This window comes from Chryseobacterium sp. FR048, from assembly GCF_056844665.1.
The window spans coordinates 1-20225 of record NZ_JBXDSE010000012.1 but is presented as its reverse complement, the minus strand read 5'-3'; the positions used below and the strand labels follow the sequence as shown (position 1 = coordinate 20225).

Annotated in this window: 14 protein-coding genes and 1 pseudogene; 7 read left to right on the top strand and 8 right to left on the bottom strand. The window is 35.5% G+C overall.

Annotated features, from left to right (window positions below; genetic code table 11):
* Positions 1-1576: 1576 nt before the first annotated feature.
* Both AC106K_RS25005 and AC106K_RS25000 read right to left on the bottom strand, forming a co-directional pair.
* Positions 1577-2377, bottom strand: a complete 801-nt coding sequence (locus AC106K_RS25005; protein ID WP_482448278.1) for a DNA alkylation repair protein — start codon at positions 2375-2377, stop codon at positions 1577-1579.
* Positions 2374-3012, bottom strand: coding sequence for a peroxiredoxin-like family protein (locus AC106K_RS25000; protein ID WP_482448277.1), 639 nt, complete (start codon positions 3010-3012; stop codon positions 2374-2376). The genes AC106K_RS25005 and AC106K_RS25000 overlap by 4 nt, the downstream gene beginning before the upstream one ends.
* A gap of 96 nt (positions 3013-3108) precedes the next feature.
* Between AC106K_RS25000 and AC106K_RS24995 the strand changes: the two genes are divergently transcribed.
* From AC106K_RS24995 to gap, 4 genes are all read left to right on the top strand, one after another.
* Positions 3109-3495 (top strand): winged helix-turn-helix transcriptional regulator, encoded by a 387-nt coding sequence (locus tag AC106K_RS24995; RefSeq protein ID WP_482448276.1) that lies wholly within the window; start codon positions 3109-3111, stop codon positions 3493-3495.
* Between the two features lie 305 nt (positions 3496-3800).
* Positions 3801-4673: a DUF4846 domain-containing protein gene (locus tag AC106K_RS24990; RefSeq protein WP_482448274.1), complete on the top strand. Its 873-nt coding sequence runs from the start codon at positions 3801-3803 to the stop codon at positions 4671-4673.
* An 83-nt stretch (positions 4674-4756) separates the two neighbouring features.
* Complete coding sequence (pfkA, locus tag AC106K_RS24985; protein WP_482448273.1) at positions 4757-5743, top strand: 6-phosphofructokinase; 987 nt, start codon at positions 4757-4759, stop codon at positions 5741-5743.
* A gap of 33 nt (positions 5744-5776) precedes the next feature.
* On the top strand, positions 5777-6781 hold the full coding sequence (gap, locus tag AC106K_RS24980) for a type I glyceraldehyde-3-phosphate dehydrogenase (RefSeq protein ID WP_482448272.1): 1005 nt from the start codon (positions 5777-5779) through the stop codon (positions 6779-6781).
* Between the two features lie 57 nt (positions 6782-6838).
* Here the strand turns inward: gap and AC106K_RS24975 are convergent, their stop codons facing one another.
* On the bottom strand, positions 6839-7261 hold the full coding sequence (locus tag AC106K_RS24975; RefSeq protein ID WP_482448271.1) for a hypothetical protein: 423 nt from the start codon (positions 7259-7261) through the stop codon (positions 6839-6841).
* Between the two features lie 68 nt (positions 7262-7329).
* A complete protein-coding gene (locus AC106K_RS24970) occupies positions 7330-8835 on the bottom strand; it encodes a hypothetical protein (protein WP_482448270.1) in 1506 nt (501 codons plus the stop codon).
* 255 nt (positions 8836-9090) lie between these two features.
* Between AC106K_RS24970 and AC106K_RS24965 the strand changes: the two genes are divergently transcribed.
* Complete coding sequence (locus AC106K_RS24965; protein ID WP_482448269.1) at positions 9091-10275, top strand: oxygenase MpaB family protein; 1185 nt, start codon at positions 9091-9093, stop codon at positions 10273-10275.
* A gap of 34 nt (positions 10276-10309) precedes the next feature.
* On the opposite strand, the gene AC106K_RS24960 is transcribed toward AC106K_RS24965, so the two are convergent.
* Complete coding sequence (locus tag AC106K_RS24960) at positions 10310-11515, bottom strand: hypothetical protein (RefSeq protein ID WP_482448268.1); 1206 nt, start codon at positions 11513-11515, stop codon at positions 10310-10312.
* Between the two features lie 380 nt (positions 11516-11895).
* Between AC106K_RS24960 and recA the strand changes: the two genes are divergently transcribed.
* Entirely contained in the window at positions 11896-12900 is a 1005-nt protein-coding gene (gene recA / locus AC106K_RS24955) for a recombinase RecA (RefSeq protein ID WP_047097753.1), read from the top strand.
* A 354-nt stretch (positions 12901-13254) separates the two neighbouring features.
* On the opposite strand, the gene AC106K_RS24950 is transcribed toward recA, so the two are convergent.
* Positions 13255-14706, bottom strand: coding sequence for a hypothetical protein (locus AC106K_RS24950; RefSeq protein ID WP_482448267.1), 1452 nt, complete (start codon positions 14704-14706; stop codon positions 13255-13257).
* A 152-nt stretch (positions 14707-14858) separates the two neighbouring features.
* The gene (locus AC106K_RS24945) at positions 14859-17759 is read right to left on the bottom strand and encodes an alpha/beta hydrolase family protein (protein WP_482448266.1); all 2901 of its coding nucleotides are present in this window, start codon (positions 17757-17759) and stop codon (positions 14859-14861) included.
* Positions 17760-17914: 155 nt separating this feature from the next.
* Here AC106K_RS24945 and htpG point away from each other — a divergent pair, with 155 nt between their 5' ends.
* Positions 17915-19807, top strand: coding sequence for a molecular chaperone HtpG (gene htpG, locus AC106K_RS24940; RefSeq protein WP_047097772.1), 1893 nt, complete (start codon positions 17915-17917; stop codon positions 19805-19807).
* A 197-nt stretch (positions 19808-20004) separates the two neighbouring features.
* Here the strand turns inward: htpG and AC106K_RS24935 are convergent.
* Positions 20005-20225: pseudogene (locus AC106K_RS24935) on the bottom strand (IS110 family transposase); the annotation flags it as partial.

Sequence of the window (20225 nt, the reverse complement as noted above, 5' to 3'; positions counted from 1 at the left end):
TTAATTCTGAAGTATTTTTTCATCCTGAGATTTCAATCCAAATTCCATATTGTGGATAACTTTTTCACCTCAACCTATAAAAGAGATGGTTTCAAATGCTTTTTGACAGGCAATTTATTTAACTTATTAGTTATATGAAAGATAGAATTCAATCTTAATCTACATTCTGACATTGTGGATAACTTTTTTCAGTTTCTTGTTTCGAGAGATCTACAAAAGTGCCTTTTTTAAAGGTTTTTCTAAACTCACTGATAATATGGCAGATACTGATAAGATTAATTGACAATCCCATATTGTGGATAACTTTTTCTAAACAATTCCAAAAGACAGAAGGGAATAGATTTCAGGGATAATCTAATTTTCTTCTCTCACTGATTGATCAGATCAGGCAGATATTTTATTTTTAGAAAAATTTCATCTGACTTTATGAATATAGAGCCTCAACATCTATATTGATTATTCTAAATTTTATACACGCAAAGAATTAGTGATTCGAATGTTTTATTTCAGGAGGCCAAGTAATGCGACTTCATTCCTGATGAAGCCTTGTGACTATACGCTCGCTTCTTCAGATCGATTAAAAATCGATCCCTTCTTAGCTCACTTAAAATAAAGCATACACAAACTTGAAATTTTGCATGAAACCCTATTTCCACAACTTTCAACACTAATCCTTAAGATTCATTCCGGCTCAAAAACTCATATTGTGGATAACTTTTTCACCAGAGTCTATGAAAGAGATGGTTTCAAATGCTTTTTGCTAGGCGATTTCTTTAATTTATTAGTTATATGAAAGATAGGATTCAGTTTTAATCTACATTCTGATATTATGGATAACTTTTTTAAGTTTCTTGTTTCGAGAGATCTCCAAAAGTGCTTTGTTTAAAGGTTTTCCTAAACTCACTGATAATATGGCAGATACTAATAAAATTAATTGACAATCCCATATTGTGGATAACTTTTTTAATAAGTAAAAAGCAATCGTTTCAAAAGTAACCTGATTTTTTTCTCTCGTTGATTAATCAGATCAGTCAGATTTTATTCTGATAAAATTTCATTTGATTTTATGAATATAGAGCCTCAACATCTATAGTGATTATTCTAAATTTTATACACGCAAAGAATTAGTGATCCGAATGTTTTATTTTAGGAGGCTAAGTAATGCTTCGCCGCTGATGAAATCTTGTGACTATACGCTCGCTTCTTCAGATCGATTGAAAATCGATCCCTTCTTAGCTCACTTAAAATAAAGCATACACAAACTTGAAACTTTGCGTAAAACCTTATTCCACAACTTTTAGCAATAATTCTTAAGATTCATTCTGAGTCAATACTGATATTGTGGATAACTTTTTTCGCCCATTTGTGTCCATAAGCTCCCTATTCAAAAGGAATACTTAATCTATTAATAATCAATATTTAAAATTAATCCATTTTACAGAATTCGATATTGTGGATAACTTTTTTCATATTGCAACGTTTCACAAATGCCTATTTTAAAGGATTTATATAAATATTTAAGTATCAAAAATTTAAAATAAAATTCAAATCAGAAATGTCATATTGTGGATAACTTTTACTTCCTGATTGTTCGAAGCGCTTTTTTGACAATATACTGGGTTTCTTTCGTCGGACTTTCCCGCAGCCATTCGTCACAAATTTCTACAACAAACTCCGGTTGTGATTTACTGGCATCATTCAGCCAATTTCCGACACTGTCCTGTACATATCTCGATGAATCTGACCGTAAGGGTTCTAAAATTTCCAATCCTAATCCCGGATTTTGTTTCAAAGCATCAATATGCTCACACCAAACACCTCTTGGCCTGGTAGATTCACTGGCAAAACGTCTTATATATTCGTTTTCATGGGCAGTCCATGTGGATAAAACAGACAGAGTCTCCGGAAGATGCTTTGAAATATCCGGACGTACGGTCATCCAACAGATCTCCCGAACTCCAAAATGGGAATCGGCAGCAAACGGTTGTATCTTTTTAAACTTTTCTTTAAAATCCAATTTATCGTTTCTTCCAATGGTATAGGCAGCCCAGCAGCGTACCAGATCTGCCGGATGTGTTGATAAGTTCACCAGAAATTCATCATCATCGTTTTTAACAGCCTGATCAAGAATTCCCACTCCGATTGCTTCATTAATGGTATTGACCGTCTGTTTTTTCAATTGATCAACCCTTTTTAAAACAGGCTTCAGATATTCTGAACGGTTATTCTGCAACAATAAATTTTCCAGTAACAGCCTTTGATCTACCGCCAGCCATTCCGTAAGATTGGCCGTTTCTATTACTCCCTGATTCAACTGATTTAAAATATCTGCCGGAATATCTTTGATGGAACGGGCGCCTTTTCGTTTTTCTGTCATAATGCTTGTATTAATTCTTCTACATCTATTCGGTTCATGTAATTTACATCTAAAAATTTATATATGACCTTTCCCTTTTCATCAATAATCAGAACAGCAGGGACCGGTAATGTATTCTCGTTATTTTTATTAAACTCTGAAAGATCAATTCCCAGGTTCTGATAATGAGGTTGTACAAAGTCCTGTAGCTGAAATACAATGCCTAACTTTTTAGCAAAGTCATTGTTCTGATCGGTCAATACTTCAAATTCAAGATTATTCTTTTCCACCATATTCAAAGCATGATCCGGACTCTCTGGAGAAACAGCGACTAGAATCACATTTTTATCTTTTATTCTGGAAAGATTATCCTGCAAAAATTTTAATTCCAGATTACAGTAAGGACACCAGCTTCCTCTGTAAAAAGCTAAAATCATTTTCCCCTCTTTCAGAATTTCACTGGAAGCAATCATCTTTCCTGAGACATTGGGTAATAAAAATTCTGGCATTTCATCTCCAATCTGAATGCTATTCTCTTCTATATTTTCTGTTTTTAAATCTTCAACAGATTTTCCAAATGCATTTAATATTTCTTGCGGAAGCTGTAATGACAATTCCTGATTCAGTTGTTCGATTTGTTGAGCCAAAGTCTTCATTATTTTTAATTTTATTATTTTTACAAAGGTCCAAAAGCCGTCAGGAATAGGCAATAACGCATATTTTTCACCCATAGGGATAAAAAAGTCAATTTTATGGAAATAAAGGGAAGAGCTGAAGAAAATAAAATCTGTCCGTTGGAAATCGCCGTTAATACCATCAGTGGAAAATGGAAAGTTCCCATCGTATGGCAGATCAATGAAGGGAAAAAACGTCCCAGTGAATTTCTGCGGGGAATTGCGAAAGTAGACCGTAGAGTACTCAACCAACAGCTTACAGAAATGGTGGAGGATGGTATTCTGACAAAACAATCTTTTAATGAGCTTCCGCCCAGAGTGGAATATTCTCTTACAGAGTTGGGGGAAAAACTGGTTCAGATTCTTTGGCAGCTGAATGATTGGGGAAAACTGTTAATTCCTGAAGAGGAAAATACAGAAACTTTTCTGTTGGAAAACGCAAAGCCGAAAGATTGTTCTAAATAGACTATATTCTTAAGGCGCAAAGATTTTATCTGCGATAAAATTGTATACCGCTGAGTATTGCCACGAATGCACGAATAATTTTCTTTATATATAGTAGATAAAATTAAGCGTATAGATGATTTATTCGTGCATTCGTGGCAAAAAAAATCAGCGTAACTCTTGCTGAAAATCATTGATTTTATTGCATCTTAAAATATTTTGTAACTATGTGTTTTCCACCAAAAGATTCTGCATAAAAAAACCTTAGTTCCAATATTTTCAGCATTTCACAAAAAGTCCCATATTTGTAACCGAATCAAATGAATATGAAAAAAGTTATTTCAGGGGTGGTAATCACTATGGTGTTATTAGCCTGTACTCAGGATAAAGCACCTCCTACCCATACTTCTCAGGAAACAAAAAATAGGACTCCGGGAAGTCTGGTTCAGATTAATAAGGATAAAAATACAGTCCGGGAAAGATTTTCACCCCCAAAAGGTTATCAGTGGCAGGATGAAAAGCAGGATTCTTTCGGATATTTCATTGAAAATTTTAAACTGAAACCCTATGGCAGTCAGATTTTAAGATATGATGGTACTCCTATTTCCACCCAACATCTTCATGAAGCCGTTTTTGATATTGATACAGGAAATAAAGACCTTCAGCAGTGTGCAGATGCAGTAATCCGCCTGAGAGCTGAATATTTATACAAAAATAAAAAGGAGGATAACATCAGATTTCATTTCACCAGTGGCCACTTACTCAGCTGGAATGAGTATAAGAACGGAACCAGAGCTTTTGTCAGCGGAAATTCTGTGAGTTTCAGAAAAACAGCTGGTTTTGATGATTCCTACCAGAGTTTCAGGGCTTATCTTGATCTTATTTTCAATTATGCAGGAACCATTTCATTAAATAAAGAAACAACTCCTGTGACAAAAAACGCTGATCTGAAAACCGGAGATATACTAATTACTCCCGGAAGTCCAGGGCACGTTGTTTTTGTTGCCGGTGTATGTATCAATAAAGAGGGCAAGAAATTATTTTTATTGGGAGAAGGCTTTACTCCTGCCCAGTCCATTCATTTATTTTCCAACCCTTTTGATCAGAATATTTCGCCTTGGTATGAGCTTGATGTCAACGCTCCGGAAACCAAAACGGCCCGTTATATTTTTAAACCAACAAACTTCAGAAGCTTTTAATATTTTATATTCAAAACTATTAGAAAGTTACTGCTATAATCTGAACTTGTTTTTGTAAATTTGTGTTCGAAATTTTTTACTAGATGAAAGAGAGTGCTGTAAAAAAGATTGCAGTTCTTACTTCAGGAGGAGATTCTCCGGGTATGAATGCGGCATTAAGAGCGGTAGTAAGAACCGCCAATTACTATAATATCGAATGTTACGGAGTGAGAGAAGGCTACAATGGTCTTATCAACAACGATTTCCTGAAAATGGGAGCCCGTTCCGTAAAAAATATAATCAACCAGGGTGGAACGATTCTAAAGTCTGCCAGATCCGCTGAATTCAGAACAGCAGAAGGCCGTCAGAAAGCTTATGACAACTGTGTAAAACTTGGAATAGACGGATTGGTATGCATTGGTGGAGACGGAACTTTTACCGGAGCTAAAATCTTCAGTGAAGAATTCGGAATCAGAGTGATCGGTATTCCGGGAACTATCGACAATGATATTTTCGGAACTGATAATACCATCGGATACGATACAGCACTGAATACAGCGATGGATGCCATCGATAAGATCCGTGATACGGCTACTTCTCACAACAGGGTTTTCTTTGTAGAAGTAATGGGCCGTGATGCAGGATTTATCGCTTTAAACAGCGGATTGGCAACAGGTGCTCTGGATATTCTTATTCCTGAGAAAAAAGACAGTACGGATGATCTTTTTGAGAAATTCAGAAAAGCTGAAAAAACAGGAAAAGCATCCAGCATTGTTGTAGTGGCAGAAGGAGAAAAACTAGCCAATGTTTATGACCTTGCGGAAAAAACAAAGCAAATATTCCCTGATTATGACATTCGTGTAGCAGTTTTGGGACATATGCAGAGAGGAGGATCTCCTAGCTGTGCAGACAGAGTATTGGCCAGCAGACTTGGATATGGTGCAGTAGTAGGATTAATGGATGGTCAAACCAATGTAATGGCAGGAATGCGTTCCAACGATGTGGTGTATACCGCTATCGAGGAAGCTATCAAAAAACATAACGAAATCAACAAAGATCTGATGTTGATTTCAGAAATTTTAGCAATCTAATTATTTTTATAAATCTAATAAAAACAAACTATTATGTCAACAATCAAAGTAGGTATCAACGGTTTTGGTAGAATTGGACGTCTTGTTTTCAGAGCAATGACTGAAAGAGACAACATTGAAGTTGTAGGAATCAATGACCTAATCAATGCAGAATACATGGCTTACATGTTAAAATATGACTCTGTACACGGTATTTTCCCAGGTGAAGTTTCTGTAGAAGGAAATGATCTTGTAGTAAACGGAAAAAAAATCAGAGTAACTGCTGAAAAAGACCCAAGCAACCTAAAGTGGAACGAAATCGGTGCAGACTACGTAGTAGAATCTACTGGTTTATTCTTAGATAAAGAAAGTGCTGCAAAACATATTACTGCAGGTGCTAAGAAAGTAATCCTTTCTGCTCCTTCTAAAGATGATACTCCAATGTTCGTAATGGGGGTAAACCACAAGGAACTTACTGATGATATTAAAATCTTATCAAACGCTTCTTGTACTACCAACTGTTTAGCACCTTTAGCTAAAGTAATCCACGATAACTTCGGAATCGTAGAAGGTTTAATGACAACTGTACACGCTACAACAGCTACTCAGAAAACTGTTGACGGTCCTTCAATGAAAGACTGGAGAGGTGGTAGAGCTGCTCTGAACAACATTATCCCTTCTTCTACAGGTGCTGCTAAAGCGGTAGGAAAAGTAATCCCTTCACTAAACGGAAAACTAACAGGTATGTCTTTCAGAGTACCAACTGTTGACGTTTCTGTAGTAGACTTAACTGTGAGAATTGAAAAGGCTGCTTCTTATGAAGAAATCTGTGCAGTAATCAAAGCTGCTTCTGAAGGTGAATTGAAAGGTATCCTAGGATATACTGAAGAGGCTGTAGTATCTCAGGACTTCGTAGGAGATAAGAGAACTTCTATCTTCGACAAAGATGCTGGTATCATGCTTTCTCCTAACTTCGTGAAACTTGTTTCTTGGTATGACAACGAAATGGGTTATTCTAACAAGTTAGTAGATATGCTTGTACACGCTGCTTCTTTATAATAAGTAATGAGCGATAAGCTATAAGTAATATAAAACCTTCCCGATGGGAAGGTTTTTTTATTTTGTTTTAAGCTTTTTGATGATATTAAGTAATGTGTCACGATTTTTGGCTTCGTGATAAAATTGGGGAAGCTTTTCCAAAAGGGTGAAGTGGGGCCTGTCTTTATGCTCTCTAAGATCTGCCGAAATATAGCTTTCCAGATATTCTAAATGATGACCATTGTAAGCACACACTACATCATTTTTAAAAGGATGTTGCAGCCAAAGTTCTGCCATAAAATAATAATTAGCAGCTGTCATCAGATTTCCCATACTTTTTTCTTTATTATAGCCACAGCCGGGACAAAGTAAGCGTACCTTCTTATTTTTATAATCTGTCTTAGCAACCGCTTTTTGAGTACAGGAAGGACAAACAACCCAAACTTCATTATAAAAATCGGAAAGGATTTTGTTTTGGTCTGAAAAACGGAGTTTATGCATTCTAATTATATCTGTTACTTGGTAAGATATGAAAAAATTATAGATATTATAAATGTTTGATGATATTATTATTTTGGAGTGTCCTGTTTTTTCACTTTCCCCAAATTATAGGTTACTCCCAAAAAGTGCCCAACTGAAAATTTGTTAGTTGTTGGGATAGCGCCGTCTCCACCTAAGCTGTAGGATGTACTTCCATCAGTTTTGTAATTATTCGAAATGACTGAAATAGATCCCATTGTTAAACCTCCATGTAAGATAATTCTTTCTTCTTTTCCTATAATCAATCCTAACCCTGTCATTATTTGAAATTTTTGCCCAGTAGTAAATAATGCTCCTATACCTAATGCCGGACGAATCCATGATCCACTTCTTAAAGAAATATTTATAGATGAGCCAAATCCAAAATCATAATTGCCTTTATTCTTTTCATAAATAAACTTATTGGTTCCTGTATCATCTTTAGTTTCGTATTCTTTGTTCATTAATGATGTAAGAAAAATTCCTCCACTTATATCAATCTTCACCCCTCCAGTTACCCAAATATTATATTTATAAATATCGGGTGTTGGATTCGTTATTGTTTTGTCATAACGTTCTAAAGTAATTTCCACTACATCTATATTTTTACCATTGATATCTTTAGGGAGGATATAACTATATAGTTTCGCTCCATACATTTTGGAAATTTCCGAATTTATTTTTACAGATATGAAGTCTATATCTTTCTTTTTTATATTGAATTCATTTAACATTTCAGGAAAAAGAGCAGCTTCATCAATGATACCTTTCTCGTCTCCTAGTAATTTCATATATCTTGCTTTAAATGATTCTCTAGATAGCGTAAACCCTGTTTCATATAAAAAATCTTCGGAAGATATCTTTAATATATAAGCTTCAATTTCATTTTTAAAATCTTCAAAATCTATTTTTAAAAGTTCAAAAGCATTATTAATATTTAAAATATCTTCTTTTTTGTTTTTAGCAGTTGGTAATTTGGTTGGATTATGATGATTAATAAAGTTCGTAGAAAACGATGACTGTGAAAGATATTCACTTAAACTTACAATATCATTTAGCCTTATTATATCTTTTTTCAAATCAAAAATCTCTCCTTCTAACTTAATTTTATTAAAAAAAAGAATATCCTTTTCATTTTTTGTTTTTTTTTCTTTTTCTTTTTTATCTAATAACATAAAAGATTTTTCTTTTTCTATTAATTCATCCTTTTTGATTGCTAACAGTTCTATCTTATTAACAGATTTTAGAGAATCAGCCTTAACAGCTCCTATATTCTTATTAATTAACTGAAGTGGATTTTCATTTTGTCCTTCAAAAAAATTAATGAATTGATGATTAATAACATATTTGTACTTATAGGGATTTCCGTTAACTAACTTAAATGCTAAAAGTTCTTTAGAATTTATAATAAGTTTATTTTCAGAATCATTACCTTCTACCTTTAAAGACTTACTATGTGGTTGTTGAAGATCTAATACGAAAACTTTATTTTGAATCTGCCCAGACACCATTTCTACCCACCCTAGCAGAAACAGTAATACAATTTTTGTTTTCATGATGATTTGTTTTTTAGGTTAATTTTTAAAGTGAAACTTCGAAAAGCCCTTTCTTTTTAGAAATTGTTTCTATGGTTCTTAAATTTTACATAAAGCTACCACACCTTATTATCGCCCGAAATACCACAAAAGGGTAATTTTTCAGTCCAAAAACGATCAAATCTTTTAAGGATATTTATAAAATAGACTGCCTGACAAATCTCACCACAAAACTTCAGCATAAAACTTGTACTTTTATGGATAAAGGAATGAACAATGATACAACCGCGATTTAAGGATTCTCCACATTTCAGAAATTTTTGGGAACATGGTAACGGAAAACAGCTTATTGAGCTTTCCGGGGCCGAGGTAAGTTTTAAAGATTTTGAGAAGTTTGCTTCTTTCTTTTATCATATGGATGAAGCAGGAGACCAGGTTGTGAAAGATGTTTATTTTACAAAAAAATTTCATGAAGCCTCCAAAGAAATAGAAGGCTACATCAGAAATGGAGTTTCTGAAAACGATGATGTTCCGGAAAGTGTAAAAAAATTGTTTGCTCAAACTCAGAACATTCCGGAATGGCTTGATTACAATCTATTAAAAAGCGGTGCCGAACTTTGCATGCGAAGCAATCTGGATTCTCTGATCTCATTAAGGGATTATTGCCTGATTGGCGGTTACGATTATGCGTACCTCAACAAACCCCTTATTGTGACAGAAGCGTTGAAAAAAGGAGCCGTTAAACGTCTTTCTGAAACCCTTGATTTCTGGGTCAATGCTACCCGCTACAATGCCTTGGAAATTCATGCAAAAGGATATGAATTTGCTATAAAAACCCGTCTGATTCACTCCTACGCAAGACTTTCGATCAAAAAACATTATAAAGAATGGGACACTGAAAACTGGGGCGAGCCTATTAATTCCTGGGATATGATGGCGACCTATATTGGTTTCAGCCTGGTATTTCTTCACAGCCTTATCAAACTGGGCAACACCATCTCTCCTGAAGAAGAACAGGGAATTTTCCACCTATGGAAATATGTAGGTTACCTTCTGGGAATCCCGGAGCAGCTTCTCCCCGATGACAAAAAGCAGGCTACGGAATATTTTTATTTATGGACCTCTGTTCAGCCGCCATCGGATAAAGATTCTGTACTCCTCGCCCACTCTTTACTGGATGAATCTTTGGAAAATCCTATTTTAAAATTTGAGCTCCAAAGGAAAAATTTACGATACCTCCACATCTGCTGTACCTGGTTTCTATTGGATGATGAAGTTTGCAAAAGACTACAGATTCCGGAAGTTTCCTATAGGACACTGTTTCCAAAATCTAAAATACTTTTCAACAAAATCTATGACACCCTTGTAAGCAGGGATGCCAGAATAAAAAGAGGAGATAAAGATCAGATGCAGGTACTGAAAGATTATCTGAACATTACTAAGAATTCAAATTTTCATTAAATACCCGTTTTCCAAAGAAACGAAAAGATAGAAGCTACATTTCTTCCTTTTCCTTGTCCAAAGACAGTTTTCTGTTCATGAAATTCCAGATCAGATACAATAAAAATAAAACAGCCCAGACACTCATGACCACTGTGATGAAAATTCCCATGATAGAAGGATGAAGATAATTCGGCTTATAGAACAATCGATCCAGGGTTTTAAATTTATCTTTTAAGTCATTTCTTTCGTAAGTATTTCGTATCCCATTCAGAGGCTCATCATGATCCCGGTAATAAAAGACATCTTTAGCAAGGTCTTTCGGAACAATCTGCGTTTCTATATTGTATTTTTTTAAAAGGCCATTCAGTCTCTGAAACGAGTACAGGAGTGAATCCTGACTATATTTGTAAAGCAAATCGTATCTTTTGACCGCATTTTGATACTGCTGTTGCTGTTCAGGAACCTTATGTAGCGGAAAAAACAAAAATTTGTTTTGAAGAAAAATACACATTTTCTCGTCGGCCTGAGGGTATACCTTTATTCCTTTAAATATAATTTCAGTACTGTCTCCCTTCTCTTGTTTAGAAATAATCCTTTTTTCCAGCTCTTTATCGTCAAATCCAAGAAAGTCAAGTGCCAGTTTTGCTTTATTGTTTAATTTTTTATGATCGGCACTCAGCATGGTCAGCGTATCAATACTATAATAGTTGGATTCTGTTGAGTAATATCCTCTATTATCCGGATCGTAGTACAGCGTATCGATCTGTTCAATCACAGGGTAAGGTTTAGGATATAAAACATTTTCGGGGTTAAACAGGCTCTCCGAACTGTAGGAAGTATAGTTGTATAAAAAAGGCTGTAAGACATTCAACAGGGTTTTATCTTTATTAAGATCCTTTTCGGGCAATACAGTTCGTAGTTTTGCATTGAATCCAAAACTATAACTGATAAAAAAGGTCAGGGAGAAAAAGGACACCAGCAGAAGTATAATGCCTATTCCTAACTTTTCTGAAAGTGTATTTCTTTTTTTGGAATGATTTCTAAGAAGAAAAATAACAAAGAAAAACAAAAAAAGTCCGGTCACGAAAAAGTGAGAAATGGAAACATCATCGTAAAATTTGAACCTATAAAATTCTGTATAAATATTAATTTTTTGAAGACCTACAAATTTCACATATCCGTAAATAAAGTAAGCCAGATGTATAACGGCCAATACAGCAAAAGATTTAATCAGGAATCGTTTTAATTTTCTGTCCATAGAATGATCTTAAAAAATAATGTTTTAAGATAAGCATTTTTTATATTGGATGAATAAAGCTCTGGTTGTACCATCCATTTACAAGTATTTTAATCAGATAAAAAAAATCTGATCAAGTAAATTGGGAAGGCTACAACTACTGAAAATCATCGGTTTCATATTAACCTAAAGCCTTAGCTACCTGCTTCAAGGTATACCTTTCTTATTTTAAATTCTTTTTTTTAACATTTCTAAATACACCATTCTACATCTCCTTCGTTTTGAACAACATCAGTCTTAAAAATTTATCATTTTTTAACTCTAAAAACCCGTTTCAGGGATAAATAATATTAGTTTTTGATTGAGAAATTATGTATTTTTGAGAAATTATTTTAATAGAGATGAGTAACATTGATGATAAGAAAAAAGCACTCGCATTAGTGCTTGACAAGCTAGATAAAACATACGGAAAGGGAACAGTAATGACTTTAGGTGATGAATCTATAGACAATACAGTAGAGGTAATTCCTTCCGGTTCTTTAGGATTAGATATTGCCTTAGGTATAGGCGGGTATCCAAAAGGAAGAATCATTGAAATATATGGGCCTGAATCTTCAGGTAAAACAACTTTAACACTTCACGCTATCGCTGAAGCTCAAAAAGCGGGTGGTATTGCTGCATTCATTGATGCTGAGCACGCTTTTGACAGAACGTATGCTGCGAAATTAGGAATCGATCTTGAAAACCTTATTATTTCTCAGCCGGACAACGGTGAGCAGGCTCTGGAGATTGCTGATAACCTAATCCGTTCAGGAGCTATCGATATTGTGGTAATTGACTCTGTAGCTGCTCTTACACCAAAAGCTGAAATCGAAGGTGAAATGGGAGATTCTAAAATGGGTCTTCACGCAAGATTGATGTCTCAGGCATTAAGAAAACTTACCGCTACCATTTCAAGAACAAAATGTACCGTAATCTTCATCAACCAGTTGAGAGAAAAGATCGGTGTAATGTTCGGAAACCCTGAAACGACTACCGGAGGTAATGCTCTTAAGTTCTACGCTTCTGTAAGAATCGACATCAGAAAAGCAAGTGCACCAATCAAGCAAGGTGACGAAGCTATCGGTAGCCGTGTGAAAGTAAAGATTGTGAAAAACAAAGTAGCTCCACCTTTCAAACAGGCAGAATTCGACATTATGTATGGTGAAGGAGTTTCTAAAGTAGGAGAAATTCTTGATACAGCAGTTGATATGGGAATCGTGAAGAAGAGCGGTTCTTGGTTCAGCTATGAAGAATCTAAACTAGGACAGGGACGTGATGCTGTAAAAGATGTTTTAAAAGACAATCCTGAGCTTGCTGAGGAATTGGAAAACAAGATCAAAGAGGAAATGAAAAACAACAAATAAGTTTCCAAAAAAATAATGGAAAGGCAGTCTTCGGATTGCCTTTTTTTGTTTTGCCACTAATGCGCGAATTTTTCTTTCCTTTTAATCTGTGGATTAGTTTCTGTTCTGTTAAAATTTTTCAAACGCAAAGGTTATTTTTGATACTGCTGAATTTTGAGGGAGTAAAGGAGGAATCAACTTCATTGATTCTTTTTAAGCGGGCGTTTTATTTTCAGTTACTTAGCTTCTTATTACTTCTTAAGGTAAGATATTTGAATTTATATTCCTTTGCATTATAAACTAATTACGCATGCAGCAGGGAAATAAAAAAAGAGCCTGAAAATTCAGACTCTTTTACTTGTATGTATTATTTTATTAATTCGCAATTTTACCCTGAAGTTGTACTGCTCCAGTAACTTTCATTCCTTTTGTAAGGTTTTCGAATCTCATATTCTCTTTATTGACAAAAGCATCGATAGTAAAGAAGTCTTCACTCTCTTCATGCGTAATCAACTTCAGTTTCAGGATATATCCTTTAACGCTTCCATCTTCAAGCAGTGTAGTTTCCTTAAAGTCTACCACTTTAGCAATGAAATCGAAACATGCATAATTAGGAAGAGTCTGGCTTGGCATATAGGTTGTAAATTCTTCGCTCATTTTCGTTCCGTCTGGCAGATCAGTATCCTGGTGAGCATCTAAGATCAAAACAACTCCACTGATATTGACATTCAGATGTGGCTGCGTCAAATAGGTATTTCTGTTTTCAGCATAATCAGTAGCAAAGAACCAAACACCAAAAGTATTTCTGGCAGGACCTGCTACAATCGCCTGTAAGTTTAAAGCATTTTCCCATTCACGGACAGATCTTGTCTCGAAATCCAGCGTATAATCTGTTTTCACTTCAGGAATAATAGTGCTCAGCTCATCGGTTACGATGGTTTTAAACCTTACGTCTTCAAATTCTGTTTTACTCTTGCTCTCTCCCAGCGGATCAGCCACTGTAGACTGCATCAAAACAGTACTCAGATATTGACCGTAATCTTTAGTCTGGAAATTTTCATGACCAAAAATCCCACTCCAGGTGTTGACAAGGTTATGTACATTAGATTTTCTTACAATAATTCCCGCTTCATTAGTTGTTTCAGGAGCTGCAATTCCTTCTGTATTGGTAAAATAATCTCTTCCATCGATCAACTGATGATTCATGATTCCGTTATTTTCCTCATGCGAAAACTCTGCAAAACCTTTATAAGTAACGGTTTCGTTTTCAAAAATATAAGACAATCCTGTCTTTGCTTTATCAGCCCCTTTAAAATGGTAAGAAAGTGAAATCGCTTTAAACTCTCCCTCCTGAGTTGCAGGACTATGATTATCATTGTTATCAAACTGTGAATGGTACAAAATCATATAAGATCTGATCTTCCCTTCCTGAAGTTCGTTTTCAAATTTTTCCTCCATTTTACTTATAGCCTCATGTACCGGAAGGGCATAAGCATCCTCTGTCACCATATAAACAAAACCTTCTATTTCGCCATTTTCTTTCTCAAAAGCGGAAATAGGTGTATACTCTCCTCTTAGCTGTAGTGCAATAGAATACACGATATAATCATTATACGTTTTGATTTTTTCGTAATTTTCATTTACCGGCTGCTCTTCTATCGGCTGTGGTTGTGAAGGTATTTCCTGAGTTATTTCCGGTGTTATTTCCACCACTTCTTCCATTACCTCCACTGCTATTTTTTCCTCTGGCATTTCAATTTCCTGAACCGGAGTACTGACATTTTCCTGTCTGCTGTTTTTCTTCTTAAAAAAATCAAAGATTCCCATACTGTTTATTATAATTGGCGGTAAATATAATAAAAGCGATCAACAGGCCCAACATAAAAAAAATGCCATTGTGTCAGTTTATCTTTTGTGATATATTTTTAGTGAAAACAATAAAAAAACTCGGCGGAGCCTTTGGCTCCGCCGAGTTTATATTAATTAGGTTTATCATCTGTCAGCTCAAATCCCCAATCTTTTCCTTTTTGGGTGGCTGGAACACCTTTCGTCATCCAGACCGGAGCTTTAGCACCTTTGAGATAGTAATCAAAAAACTGCTGTTCACGAATCTGAATGTCTTTTCTGTTCTGACGTTTCATAAGGTTATGATCGTCACCATTATAATTCAGAAGCCACGATGGTTTTCCGAGACGGCGTAATGCGGTAAACATTTCAATTCCCTGATACCATGGCACTGCTCCATCTTTATCATTACTCATAATCACTACCGGAGTTTTTACCTGATCAATTGTAAAAAGCGGTGAGTTTTTAATATAAAGCTCCGGAGCTTCCCATAAATTTTTTCCTAATCTACTTTGAGATTTTTCATACTGGAACTGTCTGTTCATTCCTGAAGTCCATCGGATTCCTCCGTATGCGGACGTCATGTTGACAACAGGAGCACCACTCCAGGCAGCTGCATACATATTTGTATGAGCGATAAGGTATGCTACCTGATAACCACCCCAGCTTTGGCCCTGAATTCCGATTTTAGTACCATCTACCCAGGCATTTTGTTTTAGCTTTTCAACGCCGGAATTGATGTATTCCATTGCAGATTCTCCCGGAAGACCGTCTGTGTACGAAATATCAGGTGTAAAAACCAAATATCCGTTGCTCACAAAATAAGAAATATTCAGTCTTGAAGGTGTGGGAGCAGGCGCTACATAACGGTTTAGGTTATCTGAAAGTTTTTCATAGAAATAGACAATCATAGGATATTTTTTGTTCGGATTGAAATCTTCCGGTTTGTACAAAATTCCTGTAGAGGTATTTCCTTTTGGCGTTGTCCACTGTACCAATTCATCTGTACCCCAATTATAATTGCTTTGTTGCGGGTTGGTACTGCTCAGTTTCTGTTGTTCCGAGAAATCGGATGTTGCAAAAATATCCGGAGAATCCGTGTAAGACTCTTTTACTAAAATATATTCTTCAGCATTTTTTGCTTTCTGAAGACTTCTGTATCCCCAGACATTTTCCATTTTAATTTTTACCGGGTCAGCATTCGACTGGATAGATGTTTTGAAGATTCCGTTGGCCTTGGAAGTATTATCAAACGCCGATAAATAAATGGTAGATTTTCGGTTTAAACTTTTAATATCTTTATCTAAAGCGTAAGTATCAAATGTGATTTTATTTTTACGTCCATATCCATTGGTGATGTTTCTTGGCTTTTTCGAACCATTCAGAGAAAACTCCCAAAGATCATAGCGGTCTTTGATGATCACAGATTCATCATTATCCGTCCATGAGGCTATCCCATAAGAATTCGGAAAATCCGGCATATCAAATTCTTCATCTACGAAAGAAACCTGCAATCCTGCATTAAGTGGAAGTGTTTGCTTGGTTTTCACATTATAGCTCAGCCATCTTCCTTTTTCTCTGTCAAAAATCACTACAAAGTTCCCCAGTGGAGAGACAGCAACGGCTCCATCCAGATTTTTAATAACTTCTGTTCTGTCTCCTGTTTTATTATTGATCAGGAAATATGTTTTCTTCGTTGCCCCTTCCCATTGTGAAGAAATACGGTTATTCAGACTGGTGATACCCAATGCAAATTCAGCATTTCCTTCGTTTATCACTCGTAAAGTATCCAGATCCTCACCATCAATATTTCTGAAGAAATCCGGTTTTTCCGTCTGCATTACAGCTGCATAAGATTTTTTCAGATCATTTTTCAATTCCTTCAGCTGCACCGTCTGCAGATAATCATCTCTGTAGTTCCATATATCTACTACTGCATGATCATTGGCAATCATCGCCGTATCTTTTGCAATAGGTCTCGGAGCAACCCCAAAATACAGTTGCTTTCCGTTTTTGCTGAACAGAGGTAAACGGTTTTCAGAAATTACCCAATCTTTTTTCATTTGAGCATTTTCATTGGTAATCATTTCCTTCTTATTCCCTTTAAAATTAAAGTAATACAGCTTGTACAGTTTCACTAAATCATTCTGTGCAGAAGAAGTTCCCACGTAGGCCAATTGGTTTCCTTCTTCATCAAAAGATAATTGGGTAAAATCGCCTTCCATCTCAGAAATCTTGGTTACAGTTCCTTTTTGCAGATCGACTATCTGTACGGTTTCAAGAGCATATTTTTTTGGCTTTGATTTATCAGTATCTTTTTTAGCAGCAGGCTTTTCATCAGCTGAACCTTTTTCTCCTTTTTTATCTTTGTCTGCTTTCTCTTCAGGTTTTTTAGTTACAAAAGCAAGCTGTTTCCCATTTTTGCTGAACTCATAGCGGATTACATTATTATAGGTTGTACTTTTCCCATTCAAAAGATTACGAACCACCAACTGCAATGGTTTCACATTTTTATCGTCATCCTTATTTTCATCTCCATCTTCTTTATCAGAAGCATCATCCGAAGATTTATCTTTTGTATTTTCCAGAAGGTATGCCACATAAGAACCTGCTTTTTCAGGAATTTTGAATGTTTTTACATCAGGAATTTTTTCCGTTTGACCACTCAAAAAATCAACAATAGCAAGGCTGTCTTTTGTTAATTTATTTTTTTTAAGCTTTTTATCTTTTACCGCTTTTATATCTTTATACTGCGGGCGGATTTGAAAAACTGCAAATCTGGAATCATTCGTAAAATCCAGTTTCGTTCCCCTGTCAAATTTCTTTGCGGTTTTATTTTTTACTGAATATAAAGAAAGATTAGAATTTCCTTCCTGAGCATCTACAGAATAGGCAATCCATTTTCCGTCATTTGAGATTTTTCTCGAGCCTATATTTTGCCAGCTGTCGTAGACAGAGTGGTCTAAAGGCTTTTTCTGTCCATACAGGCAACAGGCCATAATGAACAGCACAAAAACTGTACATTTCAACTTCATTTTTAAAAAAATTTTTAAGGATTAAAAGTATGATATTTCTTTGACAAATTCATATCATAATTGCATCTATACTGTCGAAAAAATGTCATTCTGTCACTTTCTGCTCTCTGGTATTTTTTTTGAGAAAGATTTGAAAATTAAAAATCTAAAATATGATGACTAAAGGAAATATTAATGTATCTGTGGAAAACATTTTCCCGCTTATCAAAAAGTTTCTTTACAGTGACCACGAAATATTCTTGAGAGAGCTCATTTCCAATGCTACGGATGCTACCCTTAAACTAAAACATTTAACCAGTATTGGTGAAGCAAAGGTTGAATATGGCAATCCGAAACTTGAGGTAAAAATTGATAAAGAACAGAAAACACTTCGCATCATCGACCAGGGTATTGGAATGACGGGGGAAGAAGTTGAAAAATACATCAACCAGGTAGCCTTCTCAGGAGCAGAAGAGTTTTTGGAAAAATATAAAGATTCTGCAAAAGATTCAGGAATCATCGGACACTTCGGTCTTGGATTTTACTCGGCATTCATGGTTGCTGAAAAAGTAGAAATCCTTACAAAATCTTATAAAGACGAGCCTGCTGTACGCTGGATATGTGACGGAAGCCCGGAATTTACTCTTGAAGAAACTACTGATAAAACAGATAGAGGTACAGAAATCATCCTTCACATTGCAGAAGATTCTGTAGAGTTTCTGGAAGAAGGAAAAATCCGTGAACTGTTACTAAAATATAACAAATTCATGCCTGTTCCGATCAAATTCGGAACTAAAACACATACGCTTCCATTACCGGAAGACGCTCCTGAAGATGCAGTAGCTGAAACGGAGGAAGTAGACAATATCATCAACAATCCGGTTCCTGCGTGGACAATCGCTCCCAATGAACTGACGAATGAAGATTATATGAAGTTCTATCACGAATTGTACCCAATGCAGTTTGAAGAACCTCTCTTCAACATTCACCTGAATGTAGACTATCCTTTCAACCTTACTGGAATTCTATTCTTCCCTAAGTTGAGCAACAATTTAAATATTGATAAGGACAAAATTCAATTATACCAAAACCAGGTATTCGTAACCGATGAAGTAAAAGGTATCGTTCCTGATTTCTTAATGCTTCTGAGAGGGGTAATCGATTCTCCGGATATTCCGTTGAACGTTTCCCGTTCTTACCTTCAGGCAGACGGTGCGGTGAAGAAAATTTCATCTTACATCACGAAAAAGGTGGCCGACAAAATGGCTTCCCTGATCAACGAAAACCGTGAAGATTACGAACAAAAATGGAACGACATCAAAGTTGTGATCGAGTACGGAATTGTTACTGAAGAAAAATTTGCTGAGAAAGCAGACAAATTTACCCTATACCCTACTACAGACGGCAAATATTTCCTTTGGGATGAACTGGTTGAAAAAATAAAACCTGCACAAACGGATAAAGATAACAAGCTGGTTGTTTTATATGCTACCAATGCTGATGAACAACACAGCTACATTCAGTCTGCAAAGGATAAGGGATATGAAGTTCTTTTACTGGACTCTCCTATCACACCACACGTCATCCAGAAGCTTGAAACATCCAAGGAAAATATCTCTTTTGCCAGAGTAGATGCCGACCACATCAATAATCTGATCAAAAAAGACGAACCTATCATTTCAAAACTGAATGAAACGGAAAAAGAGTCTTTGAAAAAGAATGTAGAAGAAGCCATTCAGGATTCTAAATTCACAGTACAGCTTGAAGATCTTGACAGCAACGATGCTCCATTCACCATCACACAACCTGAATTCATGCGAAGAATGAAAGAAATGCAGGCAACTGGCGGCGGCGGTATGTTCGGAATGGGAGGTTTCCCGGAGATGTACAACCTTGTGGTAAACTCCAATAGTGAGCTTTCTAATCAGATTCTGAAAACAGAGAATACTGAGGAAAAAGAAAGTTTAATAAAACATGCTCTTGATCTTGCGAAACTTTCACAAAATCTACTGAAAGGAAAAGACCTGACGGATTTTATACAGAGAAGCTATAAGCAACTTGAAAAATAAATTACATGAGACTGTTTCATTTTTGGAACAGTCTTTTTTTTTGTTTAAAAAGGATTAGAAAAACGCAGAGACACAAGTTTTTTGAATACTATAGGATTTTATCTGCAATATAATTGTATACCGCTGAATATTGCCACGGATGCACGAATAATCTTCTTTATGGATAAAACTAAACGTATATAATTTATTCGTGTATTCTAAGACATATGCAAATTATATCTTGTTAAATTTACAAAAGGTTCTTCTCTTTTTACCACGGCGAAGATTCTATAGACGAGTTTACAGCATACTGCATTAATAATAGAATTATGAGCTTTTCCCTGCTCTTTTTTTCTTTTATAATACGCTTTGATTTCCGGATCGTACATAATAGCAGAGTTAGCACCACTGAAAAGTACGGTCTTTATTCTTCTGTTTC

Excerpts from the sequence above, each read along its gene's own strand:
- AC106K_RS24995 (WP_482448276.1), top strand. The coding sequence starts at position 3,109 with ATGGAAATAAAGGGAAGAGCTGAAGAAAATAAAATCTGTCCGTTGGAA.
- gap (WP_482448272.1), top strand. The coding sequence starts at position 5,777 with ATGTCAACAATCAAAGTAGGTATCAACGGTTTTGGTAGAATTGGACGT.
- pfkA (WP_482448273.1), top strand. The coding sequence starts at position 4,757 with ATGAAAGAGAGTGCTGTAAAAAAGATTGCAGTTCTTACTTCAGGAGGA.
- recA (WP_047097753.1), top strand. The coding sequence starts at position 11,896 with ATGAGTAACATTGATGATAAGAAAAAAGCACTCGCATTAGTGCTTGAC.
- htpG (WP_047097772.1), top strand. The coding sequence starts at position 17,915 with ATGACTAAAGGAAATATTAATGTATCTGTGGAAAACATTTTCCCGCTT.
- AC106K_RS24990 (WP_482448274.1), top strand. The coding sequence starts at position 3,801 with ATGAAAAAAGTTATTTCAGGGGTGGTAATCACTATGGTGTTATTAGCC.
- AC106K_RS24965 (WP_482448269.1), top strand. The coding sequence starts at position 9,091 with ATGATACAACCGCGATTTAAGGATTCTCCACATTTCAGAAATTTTTGG.
- AC106K_RS25005 (WP_482448278.1), bottom strand. The coding sequence starts at position 2,377 with ATGACAGAAAAACGAAAAGGCGCCCGTTCCATCAAAGATATTCCGGCA.
- AC106K_RS24950 (WP_482448267.1), bottom strand. The coding sequence starts at position 14,706 with ATGGGAATCTTTGATTTTTTTAAGAAGAAAAACAGCAGACAGGAAAAT.
- AC106K_RS24945 (WP_482448266.1), bottom strand. The coding sequence starts at position 17,759 with ATGAAGTTGAAATGTACAGTTTTTGTGCTGTTCATTATGGCCTGTTGC.
- AC106K_RS24975 (WP_482448271.1), bottom strand. The coding sequence starts at position 7,261 with ATGCATAAACTCCGTTTTTCAGACCAAAACAAAATCCTTTCCGATTTT.
- AC106K_RS24970 (WP_482448270.1), bottom strand. The coding sequence starts at position 8,835 with ATGAAAACAAAAATTGTATTACTGTTTCTGCTAGGGTGGGTAGAAATG.
- AC106K_RS25000 (WP_482448277.1), bottom strand. The coding sequence starts at position 3,012 with ATGAAGACTTTGGCTCAACAAATCGAACAACTGAATCAGGAATTGTCA.
- AC106K_RS24960 (WP_482448268.1), bottom strand. The coding sequence starts at position 11,515 with ATGGACAGAAAATTAAAACGATTCCTGATTAAATCTTTTGCTGTATTG.